Origin of the sequence: Megasphaera elsdenii DSM 20460 (assembly GCF_003010495.1) — a bacterium.
GTDB classification, from domain to species: domain Bacteria; phylum Bacillota; class Negativicutes; order Veillonellales; family Megasphaeraceae; genus Megasphaera; species Megasphaera elsdenii.
Window position 1 is genome coordinate 670,682 of the sequence record NZ_CP027570.1, and the last position, 16,198, is coordinate 686,879.

Sequence of the window (16,198 nt, forward strand, 5' to 3'; positions counted from 1 at the left end):
TGGAGCATGGAAGAGCGTCAAGAAGGTCTTGTCGAAGGGCAGCGCAAGGGCGAAGATAATCTGGCAAAACTGCTGAAATTGTTGAAGGCTGATGGCCGCTTACGTGATTTGGATTTAGCCATAGAAGACGAAGAGGCCCGAAAAGCGTTATACAAGGAATATCACATTGACTAAAAAAATTCCCCCGATGCTATCGAAATAGTGGACAGCATCAGGGGATTCTTTATTTATCAGGGAACTATGCTCCGGCAACTTCTTTATTTTTGTTCAACATGATGTGCAAGACTTCGCAATCTGTCTGCTGCATACCATTAGATGCCAAGAGGCCTACGTTTCGGATACATTCATCTGCCGTATCGGCGACGAGCCCATCTGTACCTTCTACGCGGATACCGGCTAAGGCCATGAGGACCGAACGATAAGCGATTTCCGCTGCCGAAGCGACTTTCATGGCACAGCTATCGGCGGCACCATCACAGACCATACCGACGATGCCGCCATTCATAGATGAAATAGCTTTGCAAATAGTCTGATACGGTGTCTTTCGGTCGAGGAGCCAAGCCATGCCAGCCGCTGCTCCCATGGCAGCCGTAACGGTCGCGCAAAAGGCAGACAACTTGGGTAAATAGCTGTGCGCATAGATAGCGACCATACTGGCCAAAGCCAGGGCCCGGACGCGTTCTTCGCCAGAGGCTTTGATATGGTCAGCGACAACTGTTACTGGCTCAGATACGGTGATGCCCTGATTCCCGGAACCAGAATTGGTCATGGCCGGACAGGCAGCGCCACCCATGCGAGCGTCTGAAGCGGCCACTGTACGGACTTGGATTTCACGAGCCAAATCGCCTGCCAACAGGCCCTCTTTGATGCTCTTTTCCATGGTGCAGCCAATGCGCAGGCCATATTTCCCCGTCAGACCTTCTTTAGACAAGGCATCATTTAAATTTTCTGCATTCTTGATGAATTGGATATTGGCAAGGGGAATATTTTCAGCAAATTCCAAAATATCTTTGATGGAAAGGGACTGCAAAAAAGTGATTTTATCGGCTTCACTATCATTACAGCTCGCTTTTTTTTCAAAAATAACCTGTCCATCTTTTTCGATTAAGACAACGTTCGTATGGTTATCGACGATGACGGCGCGGACATGATGGCTTTCTCCATAGACATTGGCTTCCGAATAAAGGATATGCTTTGTCGTTTCATTGACACCAACGGTGACTTTGCCGTCAGCTACCATTTGTTTGCCTTGGGCTACCACATCAGGCGTCAAGGATTTCAGGACCTGGAGACCTGCGTTAGCATCGCCGCCCAGGGCACCAACAGCAGCAGCAATAGCCAATCCCGGCATGCCGGTGCCTGGAACCATAACGCCCATCCCATTTTTCATCAAATTAGCGGAAACAAAGGCTTTGACAGCTTGTACGGGTTCTCCCAATTCTTTCGCCGCCGTAGCCGCTGCAAAAGCCAGGGAAATCGGTTCCGTACATCCCGTAGCCGGTTTGATATCTTGCTTCATGATTTCAATCATTTTATTCCACATAGTACATGTTTCCATTATTATCACTCCTAAAAAAAATCAATCTATAAAATAATCCGTTATAGACTTACGAAAAAGCCAGGAACGGTGAGATAATTAACAAGATGCCCGTCGCAATGATGAGATATAACGAAACGCCTTTCAAGTCATGCAAGCGCGGCACCCGGTAGACGAGATAAGCCGGAATCAGGCAGCCAATCATGCCAAAGACAGGGCTGCAAATTGAAGTAAAGCTCAAAACGGGAGCATTGAGGATAATGGCACCCCACGACACGAGAACAGCAAAGACCAGGATACCCAAGGAAACGGCACGTGCATTAATCTTATCTTCTGGCATAATGCGTTTCAAGCAGTTCATGGCAATGCCGCGGCAGGCTTCGCGGAAACCCAGGAAGACGCCGAAGAAGGCCGTAACGACAGCAAAAATATTTAGAATCAAACTCATGATCTTAATGGATGTGCCGGGAATCCCCTGGGCAGCCAATGCTAAAGCAGAAATATTGTTTTCATAAGCCATAACAGCTTGGTCATGGCCCATAGCCAAGTTGAACGAAATAGCATAGAAAAATACGGTGACAAAGAGCACGCCAAAGGCGATATTCATGGCCCGCAAAGCCTTGTACCGGGCAACTTCAATCGACTTATTATGAGAACGATAGGAAATGACCATCGGGCTCAAGCTCTGTAAAAATAAAATAGATGTCAGCGTAAAAGGCAGCATGATGATAGTCTGCTTGATGAGATAGCCAAAATCGGGAAAACTACCTATATTCGCTAAATTCCAATGCTGGACCATAATCATACCCAAAACAGCTACGACGCACAGCTTCGTCAAGACCATTAGCGTAGAAATCTTGAAGAGTACTTTTTCGCCACGAGAAGCAATGGCTACGAGGGCACAAATAATGACCAACCCGTATAACGGATTTTTAGCCAGTGAATGGTCCGTCACGCCAAAGGTGACTAAGAAGGAAGCACTGTCATTATTGATGGCCGTCGAATAGACGAATACCCAGATAATGAGCATCAGGAAGTAAAGAAGACCTAAGAACAGGCCCCAGTTCTTGCCCAAGTAGTTGCCAATGACACTAGGATAATCTTCACATCTTTCAGATTTTGCCAGAGTATTAATGAATAATCGCTGGAAAAGGTACATAGCCGGATAACCGATAATAGATGACAAGAGATAAATCCAAATCCCTGCCAAGCCTACCTGTACCGGTAAAAATACGATGCCTGCACCGATAGCCATGCCGATACTCATGATGACCCAGCCCCAGTCGGTACTGTCAAACTTGACGGCTTCTTTCCACTGGGCCTTGGTCATACCCGCTTTTTCCCATCGGGTCAACTTTTCTTTCCCCAAAGTTTGTCCTTTATCAGGACACTGAACTGTCTGTTCCATTCTATCAATCTCCTTTTATAGTGTAATCCCTTCATTCCACACAAGATACCGTCATTGCCTATACGCTTGTATGCCCCTCTTTTTTCAATAAAATATTATCATAGTAATAATTATTTTGCAATATTTCTTATTTTGTCTTTTTGTAATAAACGATTACTATGGATTGTTCTTTTGTAATGAACTTACAAAGTCAAAAAAATATCCTGCCAAAAATAAAATATTTTAGCAGGATATTTATATTTTCGTTATATTTAGTTTCTTGTAAAAGGACAACCTCAAAGAAAAATCAACCTCTCAGACCGCCTTTGGGCGGCCAGCTCTCCTAGGAAGAGAGCCTTTCGCCTCACTTTTTAGAAGCCGGCTTTGGACAATTCGTCTCTCATGGCCCGGCGGTTCCGATAAGTTTCCCGCCATTCTTGGGCGATTTTACGGGCTATGTTCAGGCCTTCGGGATAGGTGCTGAGTTTTTTTCAGGTAAACGATGCAATCTCGATATTGATTGCGGCTATTCAGTCCAGGCATGGCCTTTTTCACATAGTCCGCATAAAAGAAGTCTCTCCAATTTCCTAAATCCCTGTTTCTCACCCCCGTACATTTTGATTTTCTTTCTTGATACGGTTCAAGTAACGGTAAATCGTCGGTTCTGATACGCCCAGGACCTGGGCCAGGGCATAGACGCTGCCTTTGAGGACGAAGAGGCCATTCTTGTAGAGGTCTTCTACGACGGCCAGGCGTTCTTTTTGTGAAAGGCGTTTGGCATCGGCGGCATAGGGCTGCAACGACCGCTGGATGAGGTGCTGAATGGCATCGTCTACGGTCGGATACATGCTCTCTGAGATTTCGACACCCAGGAAATGATCATCGCCATTCTTCGAAGCTGGCGGAACCACGTCGGCCAGCGTTTTTTCCGTATCCATGAGAATTAAGGCATCCAACTGTTTCCGCACGTCCAAATAGTGCTGGACGTCGTAGTTCAGGCAGAGCGCCCCTATGATGTTATCGTCCTCATCATGAATGAAGAACGTCGAAGACCGCAAGGTATGGCCATTGATGCTCTTTCCGTAGTAATTGGTCATGTACTCCTGATCCCGTTTTTTACCGACCTGCATGAGTTTCAGAATGAAATCCGTCGCCGGTGCACCGAGCTTGCGGCTGCTGATGTCACCATTGGCAATGGCGATGACCGACTCTTCAGGATGGCGCAAATCATGAAGGACGACTTCACAATCCTTTCCCAACGCGGCCCCTAAAAAGGGAACGATATGTTTATACATCTCTAAAATACTCACGACGTCACTCTCCCTATCTGTTATAAGAAAAGTTTATCACAATGAGAATGTGTAGGGCAAGGGAAAAAGGGCTTGTCGCACGACGACAAGCCCTTTTTAGTGGTTAGTGGCTAGTTGTTAGCAGTTAGCGGATGGCTGAAAATTTAAAGCCAGCTTCTGCAAACTACAAACTCCATACTACAAACTAATACTTACACTTCCGCAATGACTTCGATTTCGCAGAGGAAGTGAGCCGGCAGTTCTTTGACGGCTACGCAGCTGCGGGCCGGTTTGCTGATGAAGGCTTTTTCGTAAATAGCGTTGAACGCAGCAAAGTCCTTCATGTCATAGAGGAAGCACGTCGTCTTGACGACTTTCGAAAAGTCCGTTCCAGCTGCTTCGAGGATAGCGGCAATGTTCTTGACAGCCTGTTCCGTCTGGGCTTCGATGCCTTCCTGGAGCTTGCCCGTCTGCGGATCGACGCCGGCCGTACCAGAAATGTACAGCATACCATTGGATACCATAGCCTGGGAATAAGGACCGATAGCTTTCGGTGCGTTCTGGGAAACAATTACGTTCATGGAAATACCCTCCTGTAAGATAACTTTATTTCACTAATAAAATTTTATCACAATAATAATTGATTTTCAATAAGTATCTCGACGTTTTTTATCGTAGTTTTGCCAGAAGACTCCTTCCTCTTAGGTAGGAGCATCAATGGCGATGGATTTCGCAGGTTCGATGCCTGCGAAATTCACCCTATGTCTTTTCCGTCTTAGCCTTTTCACTTCGTCTACGGTATAATGGTAGATAACAGAGGAGGTGGATTCCAGATGTACTTGACGCAATCGAATGTCATTCGTGGCTTGTCGAAACAAGAGTATACGATGCTCCGGGAAATGTGCCAATACAGCAACAACCTGTACAATGTAGCGGTCTATACGATTCGGCAACATTACTTCGATACCCAACAATTCTTGCGCTATGAAAAAAATTGCCATGTCTGCAAGGAAAATGAAAATTACAGATTATTGCAGGCTGGTGTTTCTCAACAGATATTGAAAGTAGCCGACCGCAGTTTTCGTTCTTTTTTCAGGCTTTTGCAGAAAGTCAAGTCAGGTGACTATGGTTCAAAGGCTGTCCGCCTGCCGTACTATCGTGAAAAAGGGGGTCTCTTCAATCTCATCTTGTCGACGAATGCCATTACCATTAAGAATGGCTTCCTAACCGTGCCGATGAGCCGTGAATATATGAAACGCCATAACGGTCATCGGATTCGGATTCCTGTTCCTGACAGGCTGAAAGAGAAGAAAATCAAGGAAGTCCGCATCTGTCCCATGTATGGCGGACGGTATTTCAAGATTCAGTATTGTTACTTGGAGAATCCAGAACTGGTGAAAACCTCGCTGGATCGGGTTCTGGCTATCGATTTAGGCTTGGACAATCTGGCCGCTTGCATTACCAATACAGGGACGTCGTTCCTCATGGACGGTCGTAAACTCAAATCTATCAACCAGTATTGGAATAAACGCAAAGCCAGACTCCAAAGCATTGCCGCCAAGCAGGGCCAGAAGACAACGAACCAGCTCTGTCAGTTAGCGAAAAAACGCAATTGCCGGATGCAGGATATCCTTCGCAAGACAGCCCGCTATATCCTCGATTTTTGCATCAGTCATCAGATAGGGACCATTGTCTGCGGCTATAATCGCGATTTCAAACGAGGACTGAAACTAGGTAAAGTGACAAATCAGCACTTCACTCAAATCAATTTGAGCTATTTGCGCAATACCTTGAAACACCTGTGTGAACGCTACGGGATAACCTATCTGGAACAAGAAGAATCGTATACTTCTCAGGCCAGCTGCCTGGATTTGGACGATATTCCCGTATACCAGCCGGATGCCCCCTATACAGGAACGTTCAGCGGGAAACGAGTCCGGCGCGGCCTGTACCGTTTCGCCGACGGCAGGACAGCTAATGCCGACATCAACGGCGCCGCCAACATACTCCGCAAAAGTAAGCAGAACTTCGATTTCGAGGGACTGTGTAAGGGGCTTTTGGACAGCCCTTTGAGAATAAGGCTATCCTGATTTCAGGAGGAAACTTAAACTGCAATCTTCTCAAGAATCTCCCGCTTCTATAAGCGGGAGAGGTTCAACGAAAAGCATTTCCGGTGGTGCCTTTAATGTTGACATATGTCATCTATATATCTATAATAAAAGGCGTAAAGGAGGGGGTATTATGCCGAGACCACCGCGGTGCCGGCGGGTTTGTTCATTGCCGGCGGCTTCTGTCTTTGGACCTGTAGACGGAGGACAATCAGCAGATGCCATTATCATGGGCATTGATGAGTATGAAGTCATCCGCCTCATCGACTGGGTCGGCTTGACGCAGGAACAGTGCGCCGCTCAGATCAATGTGGCGCGCACGACGGTAACCGGCATTTATGATTCGGCCCGACGCAAACTGGCCGATGCCCTCATCCATGGCAAACGTCTCGTCATCGAAGGCGGCCATATCCAAGTTTGTGAACGTTCCGGTACGTGCTGTCATGCCTGCTGTCACGCCGGAAAAAAAGAATACAAAGGAGAATGATCCCAATGAGTGAAAATTGTACACACGATTGTTCCAGCTGCGGCAGCTCCTGCGCTGAACGCACCCAGCCCCAGAGCCTGCAGGCTGCCCCCCATGCCGGCTCGCACATCAAGCATGTCATCGCTGTTGTCAGCGGCAAAGGCGGCGTCGGTAAATCCCTGGTAACGTCCCTTATGGCTGTTGAAATGCAGCGCCGCGGCTTCAAGACGGCTATCCTCGACGCCGATATCACAGGCCCGTCGATTCCTAAGGTCTTCGGCCTGACGGACCATGCGACAGGCGACGAAAACGGTATCTATCCGGTTACGACCAAGACGGGCATCAAAGTCATGTCCATGAACCTCTTGCTCGAAGACGCTGCCGCTCCGGTCGTATGGCGCGGCCCGGTCATTTCCGGTGCTGTAAAACAGTTCTGGACTGACGTCATCTGGGGCGACATCGACTACATGTTCGTCGACATGCCGCCGGGAACGGGTGACGTTCCGCTGACAGTCTTCCAGTCCCTACCCATGGACGGCATCCTGGTCGTCACATCGCCGCAGGAACTCGTTTCCATGATTGTCGAAAAAGCATTGAACATGTCGGAAATGATGCACGTCCCGGTCCTGGGCCTCATCGAAAACATGAGCTATTTCGAATGTCCTCACTGCCACGAAAAATTAGCCATCTTCGGTCAGAGCCATGTCGAAGAATCGGCACAGAAATACGATATTCCCCATACGGCAAAACTGCCGATCGACCCGGAATTTGCATCCCATTGCGATAAAGGTGACATCGAAGGCTACGAAGCCAGCTACATGGCGGACACAGCCTCCTTCCTGCAAGGCGTGTTAGGGAAATAATAAAAAGGGCTTGTCGCACGACGACAAGCCCTTTTTGAGTATTAAGTTTGCAGTTCGTAGTTTTTAGTGAAGTTTTTTAAATTTAAAGCTAGCTTCTACAAACTACAAACTCCATACTACAAATTATATTGAAAGAGCAACCTCTCAGTCAGCTTCGCTGACAGCTCTCCTATAAGGAGAGCCACTGCGGGCCGCCCATCCTCTGATGTCCGTTTTGGCGACCAGCTTGCGGGCCGCCCTTTGGGACGAGCCACTAGCCACTAGCCACTAGCCACTAGCCACTAGCCACTAGCCACTAATCATTTTACATTCTTCGTGGCGTCGATGCCGAGGGCTCTCATGATGCCAAAGAAGACTTCTGTGTTATCCATGACGCCCTGGAAGTATTCCGAGCCGGGACCTTCGGCGTTGAGCGGTACGTCGTCGGCAGCATGGCATTCATCACCGATAGTATCGGGGATATTAGCCGGTACGAGTTCCCAAGGATCGCCGTCGTGATGGCGGGCCGGATTGGCTTTTTCGACGACTGTCGATACCTGATGGTATTCGGTCTTATCGCCAGCCTGCTGGGCTTCCTGTTTGGTAACGGTCTGGGAAACAGTCGGCAGCGTCGGTTTCTGCTGGAAGTGGAAGTTTTCGTAATATTCCGGATGGTTGGCATACTGGACGGCCAGGGTGACATCAGGATCGGGATTATCCGGGAACCCGTCGTGGTTGGCATCTTTAAAGGTCGGGAAGATGGAGTCGGCATAGGTGCGGACTGCGGCCAGGCCTTTCTTGCCGTCCCGTTCATGATAGGTGCCGGTAATGGAAGCGCCGTGAGCGTGGTCGGCGACGACGATGATCAGCGTGTTGTCCCCGTGTTCTTTATTCCATTTCTGAGCATATTCGATGGCCTTATCGAACTCGATGGTATCATACGTTGCGCGCTGCCAATCCATGGCATGGAGCTGCTTGTCGATGGAAGCGCCTTCAATCATGGCAAAGAAGCCTTTCGGATTCTTGCTGAGGATGTCCAGGGATTTCTTAGTCATGTTGATGAGGTTCGGCTGATCCGTATATTTACCGAGGACTTCCGGGTTCTTGAGCATTTCCCGATCGATATAGACGTTCATCGTCCCCGGATGGAACAGGCCCAGGAGCGGTTTGTTGTCCGGTGCGGCCATCATTTCTTTAGAATTGGTGACGAAGGTATAGCCTTTATCCTTAAATTCCTGGATGACGTTCTGGTTGTCGTGGCGCTTCGATCCCTGTTCGGACTGCGGGATATAACGGCGCGAGCCGCCACCCATGATGACGTCCGGGCGATGATAATCTTCGAGATATTCCGAAGCGATGTAATCCTGGTTGGCACGGCGGCGCGTATGACCGACCATGGCAGCCGGCGTAGCGTCTGTCGATTCAGCCTGGGTGATGATACCGACGGACATGCCGCGGCTGCGTTTTACGATTTCCGAAATATTTTCGACACGAGGATCATCGAAGGGATCTTTCGTGGAATCTGCATAGACCCCCAAGGCATTGACGACGGATTTATGGCCTGTCGCATAAGCCGACGCCGAGTTGGCGCTGTCTGTCGTCAGGGAATCGTAACCGCTGGTCGTAATCAGGCAGTTATGGGGCATCTTTTCCATAGCCAGCAAGTCATTGTACTTGCCGTTGGTCATGCCTTTGGAAATGATGCGGGCCATTTCGCGGGCTTGCAGGGACATGCCGTCGCCGACGAAGAGGATGACGTTCTTGGCCTGGCGCTGGGCTTTTTCCTGGACGACGGTATAGCGGGCATCGGCGGAGTTAGCGCCGTCAGCATCGGTGGCCGTCGCCTTTACCGTATAGGAACCGGTTTTAGGGAAATTGACCTGATTGGCACGATATGAAATGACGCCGTTGCCCAAAGCCTTCCCCTTTAATTCCTGGCCAAAGAATTTATCGGCTTTCTGTCCATTGACGGTAATATCGACATTCTTCAAATTTTTGGCTTTCGATACTTCGACGTCGAAATCGAATTTGGCACCTGCCAGGAATTTCGCATTATCGACGGGAAGGATGCGGACATCGGCCGCCTGTACACCGGGAATGAAACCTGCCAGTGAGCCGCAGGCTACCATAGAAAGAATTGCTCGTTTCAACCATTGTCGTTTCATATCATGACCTCCTGAGTTTCGTAACATATTCGACATGGTAAGTATAAAATTCCTATACATAGAAACGGTCAAAACTATGTATAATCTTTGTATAATCCCAGGAAGGATGTGTATACTCATGATTTATAGCTGCTTTGACATTGGCGGCACAGCCATCAAATTCGGCCTCATCGACGAAACGGGCCGCTTCCGCAAGAAAGGCAGCCTGCCGACCGAAGCCCAGACGGAAGGCGGGCCGGGCATCGTCCACAAGGTCTGCTCGCTCATCCATCGCCAGCTGACCGACCATCCCCTAGAAGGCATCGGCCTCTCGACAGCCGGCATCGTCGATACAGAAAGAGGAAGTATCGACTACGCCTTGTCCATCCCCGGCTATACCGGGACGGACTGGAAAGGCATCCTGGAAAAGGAATTTCACCTTCCCTGTATCGTCGAAAATGATACCAACTGCGCCGCCCTGGGGGAATGGTGGCTCGGCGCCGGTCGGGATATGGCGTCCCTCTTTGCCGTTACGGTCGGCACCAGTATCGGCGGAGCCTTCATCGAGAACGGTCATATTCTCCACGGTGCCAGCCGGGCGGCCGGAGAAATCGCCTATATGCGCGTCCCCGCCGGCCGTCTCCACGATGTCGCCTCGGCGACGTACCTCTGCCGGAAAACGGCACGCCAAAAAGCCGCCGACCCGGAAAAGGTCGACGGCCATAAGGTCTTTCAATTCGTCCGTCAAGGCGATGCATCGGCTTTAGCCGCCCTCGATGCCTTCTGCCAGAATCTGGCTGACGGCCTGGCCAACATCGCCTGCCTGTGCAATCCCGACGGCATCGTCCTCGGCGGCGGCATCATGGCCCAGGAAGCCATCCTGCGGCCCCGATTGGAACAAGCCTTAGCGGCACGATTGCCAAAAATGATGCTGCCGCCGAAAGGCCTGGCTTTCGCTCAGCGACAGAATGATGCCGGCATGCTCGGCGCTTTGTACCTGTTACAACAAAAAAAGTAAGCCCTTAATGATTCAGTTTGGTGCGGACGATGCGGGTAACTTTTTCATCGACTAAGGCCCGGAAGTCTGCATTGTTCTTATATTCCTTCAAGAGGCCGTCATAGGTTTCCCGTTCATGGGCATATTCATGGCAGACCAGGACTATATCAGCACCGGCCTTGATAGCCATGACGCCCATGTCGGCAAAGGCATAGTGTTTGGCCATGGCCCCCATTTCCATATCGTCGGAAACGATGAGACCCTGGTAGCCGAAAGTGTGGCGCAACAAGTCGGTCATGATCGGCTTGGAGACGCAGGCCGGCAGATTGGGGTCCAAAGCGGGGAAGGTGACGTTCGAGACCATGATGAACATTTTCTGATTGTCTTCGCGCTTGATGAGGTTCTCAAAGGGCTTCAAATCCTGTTTCAAGAGTTCATCCTTAGAGCTGTTGACGCTGTCCCCGTCAATGTGAGGATCCGTCTTGACTTTGCCAATGCCCGGGAAATGCTTCAAGGAGCACCAGATACCGGCCTGTCCATAGCCGGCAACGGCTTCATGGGCGAACTGGGTCACGACGCCGGGGTCGAGGCTGTACGACCGTTCGGCCTGGGAGCCTAGGTCGACGACAGGAGCGAAATTGACATTGATACCCAGTTTCTTCAACTCAGTCCCCGTCGTAAGGGCCCACTGTTTGGCCTGCTCCGGCTGGCCGCTCTGTCCGATGGCCTGTTCCGAAGGAATCGGCGGGAAAGCCTTGCGCATGCGCAGGACCTGGCCCCCTTCCTGATCGAGGGCAATAAAAGGCATGACGCCGCTCTTCTTGCGGATCGTCGTGTCTATTTTTTTGGTCAGATGCTGGACCTGGTCGGGCCTGTCCATATTGCGGTCGAATAAGATGACATTCCCGGCGTGGCAGTATTCCAGCTGGCGCTGGGCCTGGTCGTCGATGGTCGTCCCGGCCAGGCCGATCATCATGAGCTGGCCGATCTTTTCTTCTGGCGACATCTTGTGGACCAATCTGGCCGCCTCGTCTTCCTGTACGGTCCCGCCAGGAGAAGACGGCGAAGGTACTGCCGGTGACCGATTCCAGAAGAACCAAGCCCCAGCTAGCACGAGGACCAGGACGGCCAGGGCCAGGAAAATCCCGCTCTTGGCATTACGCTTCTTCATTGTATGCCAGCTCCCCGGCGATGACTGTCTGTTTTACGTGGAAATCGTTGCTGTCCAGAATGGTGATGTCCGCCTGTTTCCCTTCTTCTAAGGAACCGATGCGGTCGTAGACGCCGAGGGCCTTGGCCGGGTTGACCGTAGCCATGGCGACGACTTCGGGAATGGAAGCGCCGGAATTGATCAGGAAGTGGAGGGCCACTTCGTTCATGGGGGCAATGCTGGCAGCCAGAGTTCCGTCGGCCAAGCGGGCTTCGCCGTTCTTGACAAAGACTTTCTGGCCGCCCAGGCTGGACTCGCCATCGCCTTGCAGGCAGGCCCGCAAAGAATCAGTGACCAGGATGAGGCCATCGCGGCCTTTCATCTGATAAGCCAGTTTCTGCGCTGCCGGATGGACGTGGAGGTCGTCGCAGATCAATTCGCAGCAGGCGTGCTTATTGAGCAGTGCCGCCCCGACGACGCCGGGTTTACGGTGATGAAAGGGCGTCATGGCATTATATAAATGGGTGACATGGCAGTGGCCGAGGGTGTCCATACATTCCATGGCCTGGTCGAAATCAGCCGCTGTATGTCCAATGGATACGGTAATGCCGTGGTCCTGGCAGTCTTTCAGGAACTTCTTGTTCTTCAGCGTTTCCGGTGCCAGCGTGATGATCTTGATGACATCGGCATAGGATTCGAGCCAGGAAAAATCAGCCGTCTGGATATTTTCTTCGGCCTGGGAACCTTTATAGGCCGGACTGATGAAAGGGCCTTCCATGTGGGCGCCCAATACCTGGGCTCCGCCCTGATAGTCTTTCCGGGCCTGGCGTATCCGCTGCAGGGCTTTCTCGATGCGGCCTTGTTCCATGGTCATCGTCGTCGGGACAAAAGACGTAACGCCCGTCGCCGGCAGGGCCTGCTGCATGGTCTTCAAGGCCTGGTCATCGTCATCCATGGTGTCGGCACCGGCACAGCCGTGGATGTGTTCATTGATGAAGCCTGGTACGACGAAGCCGCCGTTAGCGTCGATAAATTCCGAACACATGCCGGCACGGAACTGCTTGCGCGGTACGATGCGCCAGATGTCCTTTTCATACATGATGACATGTCCATTAATGATTTCGTTCGGCAGAACAATGAGTCCGTCGATGATAGCTTTCATATTAAATTCCTCCTAATCGTATTCACTGTTTAAAGTATACCACAAACGCCAAGACGTGAAAATGTGGATAAGTAAAGTGGATAAGTTGTGCACATCCTTAAAAAATGGCTATTTTATGCTTTGTCCACCTGTGCATACCTTTCCACAATGTATCCACATATTGTGGAAAACTCGCCGCAACAGGTTATCCACATTTTCACAAGACTTATGCACATTCTCTGTGCCATTTGTTCGCCCGGTATCATTGGCTTGTCTATCCCGTTTTTCGTCCATTTTCACTAGAGATACACATTTATCCACGAAAGTTATCCACATTTCAGCCATCCATCTCCTAAAAGTATGCACCTGGAAAAAATGGCATAACCATGCGCTTGGCAAAAAAATATCCACATTTCTGTCACTCTTGTACACAGAAAATGTGGATAAATTGTGTATACCTGAATTGTGGATAGTTGTACTTCAATCGACAGGCCGGCTCCAGTCAATGTGGATGCCCGTAGCCCGCCAGATGTAGCACAGGGCCAGCTTCAAAGCTTCCAGGCTCGACGTCGGCACGACACTCAAGGTCTTGTAGTTCGATAAATCCGTATATTGATGCAAGGCCTTTTCTGTCGTCAAATACTGACGAGCCTTTTCATCCATGGCGTCATCATTGAGGTGGACGCCGAGTTCCTTCGTTTCTGTATCGTATTCGATGTACCCGTTGTTGTTGTCACCCGTATGGGCCGCTACTTTAAAAATTGCCATAACAAAAACTCCTTCTCTATGTATCTTTTTCATGGGACATTTCCCAGAGAAATCCCTTCATGATGGCCGTCCGGCCAAAGCGCTTCTGCAGCTTGTCGATGGCCTCTGTCACTTTGGCCTTCGTCTCTTCGTCTTCCGAGAACAAATCGCCCTGCACCTGATAGGCCTGGAGCTGGCTGACCGTCAGTCCCAGGAGGCGGATGGGTTCATGGCCTTTGCTCTTATTATACAATCTTTTTGCCGAAAAATATAATTGTTCTTCTGAACAAGTTCCCATGCTCTGCAACGTCAAAGACCTGGTAATGGTCTTGAATGAGGCATAGCGTATCTTGATAGTGATGGTCCGTCCCATGAGCCGGTTCTGCCGGAGCCGCCAGGACACTTCATTGGCCAGGAGTCGGAACTGTTCATCCACTTCGGCCTCCTGTGTCAGATCGTGGCTGTACGTATGCTCATTGCCGACGGACTGAGGCCGCCGCCGCACTTCCAGCGGCCGGTTATCCTGCCCCTGGGCCAGGCAGTAAATCCGCCGGGCCTGATTGCCGACGACAGGCTGGAGTACTTCGGGACTGGCTGCCGCAATATCACCGATGGTATGGTAGCCCGCTTTTTGCAAGGCTTCGGCTGTTACCTTGCCGACACCCCACAGGCGGCTCAGCGGCAGGGGCGCCAATATCTGACGTTCCGTCCCATAGGGGATCCAGACCAGGCCATCCGGTTTGCGAAGGTCCGACGCCAATTTGGCCAGGAACTTATTGGGCGCAATGCCGGCCGAGGCGACAAGGCCCGTCGTCCGCCGTATCTCTTCCTTGACGGCCTTGCCTATGTCGACGATATCCGGATAATGGCGTTCCATCCCGGAGACATCGAGGAAAGCCTCATCTAAGGCCAGTGGTTCGATAAACGGCGAGTAGTGGGACAAGATCAGGCGTATCTGGTGGGAAATGCGCCGGTAATGGGACATGCGCACGGGCAGGAAGACGCCGTTGGGACAGAGACGGCGGGCCAGTTTCATGCTCATGGCCGAATGGACACCGCAAGCCCTCGCCTCATAAGAGGCCGTCGCGACGACGCCCCGTTCCATGAGACCGCCGACAATGACCGGCAGCCCCTTCAGGGCCGGGTTATCCCGTTGTTCTACAGACGCATAAAACGCATCCATATCGACATGCATGATCCATCGCCGTGCCATAGCCATCCCTCCTCCATTCTATACTATATTATACAACGATTGCCGTCCCTAAATATAGGGGCTTGTGTCATTTCATACAAAATATTGTTAACAATACATCCATGCGCTGAAACACAAATTGCTATAAAACGGCTTAGTAGTGCCGCTTACAAAGAAGTGTACACCATTGGATTTTCATGCCATAATATGGTAAACTATAAGAATACTAAAGAGAGGTGAAATATCACATTATGGATTTATTCCAATTGACATACTTCATCGAAGTCGCTCATAAAAAAAGCTTCACCAAAGCTTCTAAATCACTGCATATCAGCCAGCCATCGATCAGCAAGGGAATCAAGGCCCTGGAAGAACACTGGGGCGTCCAGCTCTTCGACCGCAAGGGAAAAAATGTAGAGCTCACGGAAACGGGGTCCTATTTGCTCCCCAAAATCGAAGAGCTCATCAAGGGATTCACCCAGCTGAACGAAGAAATGGAATCGCCCCAGCTGCTCAATGCCGGCAAATTATCCGTCGGCGTACCACCTATGATCGGGTCATCGGTCATCGCACCGTTCATCGCCCATTTCATCAATAAATATCCTAAAATCGAGCTGGAAATGAAAGAAGTCGGTTCTCAGGACGTCGTATCCGCCATCGACGACGGCCTCATCCAGGTCGGTTTCGTCGCCCTGCCGATTACGACGGAAATACCGTATGAATTTTTCATTTTCCATGAAGAACCTCTCGACGTCGTTCTCTGGCCGGATCATCCCCTGGCCTCTCGGCCGTCGCTGACCTTGTCGGACATCAAAGATGAAACCTTCGTCTTCTATCCGAATGGCTTCTCCCTGAATCCCTACCTGCGCTCGGCTTTCCAGGAAATCATGGCCCATCCGAAGATTGTCTGCCGTTCCAGTAACTGGGACTTCCTGGCTCAGATGGTCGCCGGCCGCCTGGGCATTTCCCTGATGCCGCACACCATCTGTCAACGGATTTCACCGGACCTTGCCGTTTCCGTCCCCCTCGTCCAGCCCCATCTCTATTGGACCCTGGCCCTGATATGGAAAAGCAAGGGCTATTTATCGCACCCATCGCGGACATGGGTACAGTCGTTCAAAGATTATTTCAAGGATGCCAATGCGGCCATCCAGAGTGCCGCCTCCGAACATCCTTACCTTTCAGAGGAGTAGATCAC

General features: G+C 50.6%; 15 protein-coding genes. 6 read left to right on the top strand and 9 right to left on the bottom strand.

The genetic code is table 11. The features are described from left to right. The first annotated feature begins 6 nt into the window (after positions 1-6). The gene (locus C6362_RS11910) at positions 7-174 is read left to right on the top strand and encodes a hypothetical protein (RefSeq protein ID WP_014015323.1); all 168 of its coding nucleotides are present in this window, start codon (positions 7-9) and stop codon (positions 172-174) included. A gap of 64 nt (positions 175-238) precedes the next feature. On the opposite strand, the gene C6362_RS03190 is transcribed toward C6362_RS11910, so the two are convergent. From C6362_RS03190 to C6362_RS03210, 4 genes are all read right to left on the bottom strand, one after another. Continuing rightward, positions 239-1,558 carry an L-cysteine desulfidase family protein gene (locus C6362_RS03190; protein ID WP_014015324.1) on the bottom strand — a complete coding sequence of 440 codons (1,320 nt, stop codon included), beginning with the start codon at positions 1,556-1,558 and terminating at the stop codon, positions 239-241. Between the two features lie 49 nt (positions 1,559-1,607). Beyond that, on the bottom strand, positions 1,608-2,867 hold the full coding sequence (locus C6362_RS03195) for an SLC5/6 family protein (protein ID WP_051014209.1): 1,260 nt from the start codon (positions 2,865-2,867) through the stop codon (positions 1,608-1,610). Between the two features lie 659 nt (positions 2,868-3,526). Beyond that, positions 3,527-4,219: a helix-turn-helix transcriptional regulator gene (locus C6362_RS03205; protein ID WP_041647071.1), complete on the bottom strand. Its 693-nt coding sequence runs from the start codon at positions 4,217-4,219 to the stop codon at positions 3,527-3,529. A gap of 206 nt (positions 4,220-4,425) precedes the next feature. Then, on the bottom strand, positions 4,426-4,794 hold the full coding sequence (locus tag C6362_RS03210; RefSeq protein WP_014015327.1) for a Rid family detoxifying hydrolase: 369 nt from the start codon (positions 4,792-4,794) through the stop codon (positions 4,426-4,428). Between the two features lie 252 nt (positions 4,795-5,046). On the opposite strand from C6362_RS03210, the gene C6362_RS03215 reads away from it, so the two are divergent. The 3 genes from C6362_RS03215 to C6362_RS03225 all read left to right on the top strand — a co-directional run bounded on the left by C6362_RS03215 (position 5,047) and on the right by C6362_RS03225 (position 7,650). Next, positions 5,047-6,303 (top strand): RNA-guided endonuclease InsQ/TnpB family protein, encoded by a 1,257-nt coding sequence (locus C6362_RS03215; protein ID WP_014015328.1) that lies wholly within the window; start codon positions 5,047-5,049, stop codon positions 6,301-6,303. 151 nt (positions 6,304-6,454) lie between these two features. Further along, positions 6,455-6,808, top strand: coding sequence for a DUF134 domain-containing protein (locus C6362_RS03220; RefSeq protein WP_014015329.1), 354 nt, complete (start codon positions 6,455-6,457; stop codon positions 6,806-6,808). A 5-nt stretch (positions 6,809-6,813) separates the two neighbouring features. After that, entirely contained in the window at positions 6,814-7,650 is an 837-nt protein-coding gene (locus tag C6362_RS03225; protein ID WP_014015330.1) for an Mrp/NBP35 family ATP-binding protein, read from the top strand. Between the two features lie 299 nt (positions 7,651-7,949). On the opposite strand, the gene C6362_RS03230 is transcribed toward C6362_RS03225, so the two are convergent. Further along, positions 7,950-9,794 (bottom strand): alkaline phosphatase, encoded by a 1,845-nt coding sequence (locus tag C6362_RS03230; RefSeq protein ID WP_014015331.1) that lies wholly within the window; start codon positions 9,792-9,794, stop codon positions 7,950-7,952. A 118-nt stretch (positions 9,795-9,912) separates the two neighbouring features. Here C6362_RS03230 and C6362_RS03235 point away from each other — a divergent pair, with 118 nt between their 5' ends. After that, complete coding sequence (locus C6362_RS03235) at positions 9,913-10,791, top strand: ROK family protein (protein WP_014015332.1); 879 nt, start codon at positions 9,913-9,915, stop codon at positions 10,789-10,791. Between the two features lie 4 nt (positions 10,792-10,795). On the opposite strand, the gene nagZ is transcribed toward C6362_RS03235, so the two are convergent. From nagZ to C6362_RS03255, 4 genes are all read right to left on the bottom strand, one after another. Next, positions 10,796-11,941 (bottom strand): beta-N-acetylhexosaminidase, encoded by a 1,146-nt coding sequence (gene nagZ / locus C6362_RS03240; protein WP_014015333.1) that lies wholly within the window; start codon positions 11,939-11,941, stop codon positions 10,796-10,798. After that, complete coding sequence (nagA, locus tag C6362_RS03245; RefSeq protein ID WP_014015334.1) at positions 11,928-13,082, bottom strand: N-acetylglucosamine-6-phosphate deacetylase; 1,155 nt, start codon at positions 13,080-13,082, stop codon at positions 11,928-11,930. Before nagA ends, nagZ begins: the two co-directional genes overlap by 14 nt. 459 nt (positions 13,083-13,541) lie before the next feature. Next, on the bottom strand, positions 13,542-13,829 hold the full coding sequence (locus tag C6362_RS03250; RefSeq protein ID WP_014015335.1) for a hypothetical protein: 288 nt from the start codon (positions 13,827-13,829) through the stop codon (positions 13,542-13,544). Between the two features lie 16 nt (positions 13,830-13,845). Beyond that, positions 13,846-15,021: a DNA polymerase IV gene (locus tag C6362_RS03255; RefSeq protein ID WP_014015336.1), complete on the bottom strand. Its 1,176-nt coding sequence runs from the start codon at positions 15,019-15,021 to the stop codon at positions 13,846-13,848. A gap of 230 nt (positions 15,022-15,251) precedes the next feature. Between C6362_RS03255 and C6362_RS03260 the strand changes: the two genes are divergently transcribed. Next, complete coding sequence (locus C6362_RS03260; RefSeq protein WP_014015337.1) at positions 15,252-16,193, top strand: LysR substrate-binding domain-containing protein; 942 nt, start codon at positions 15,252-15,254, stop codon at positions 16,191-16,193. Positions 16,194-16,198: the final 5 nt, after the last annotated feature.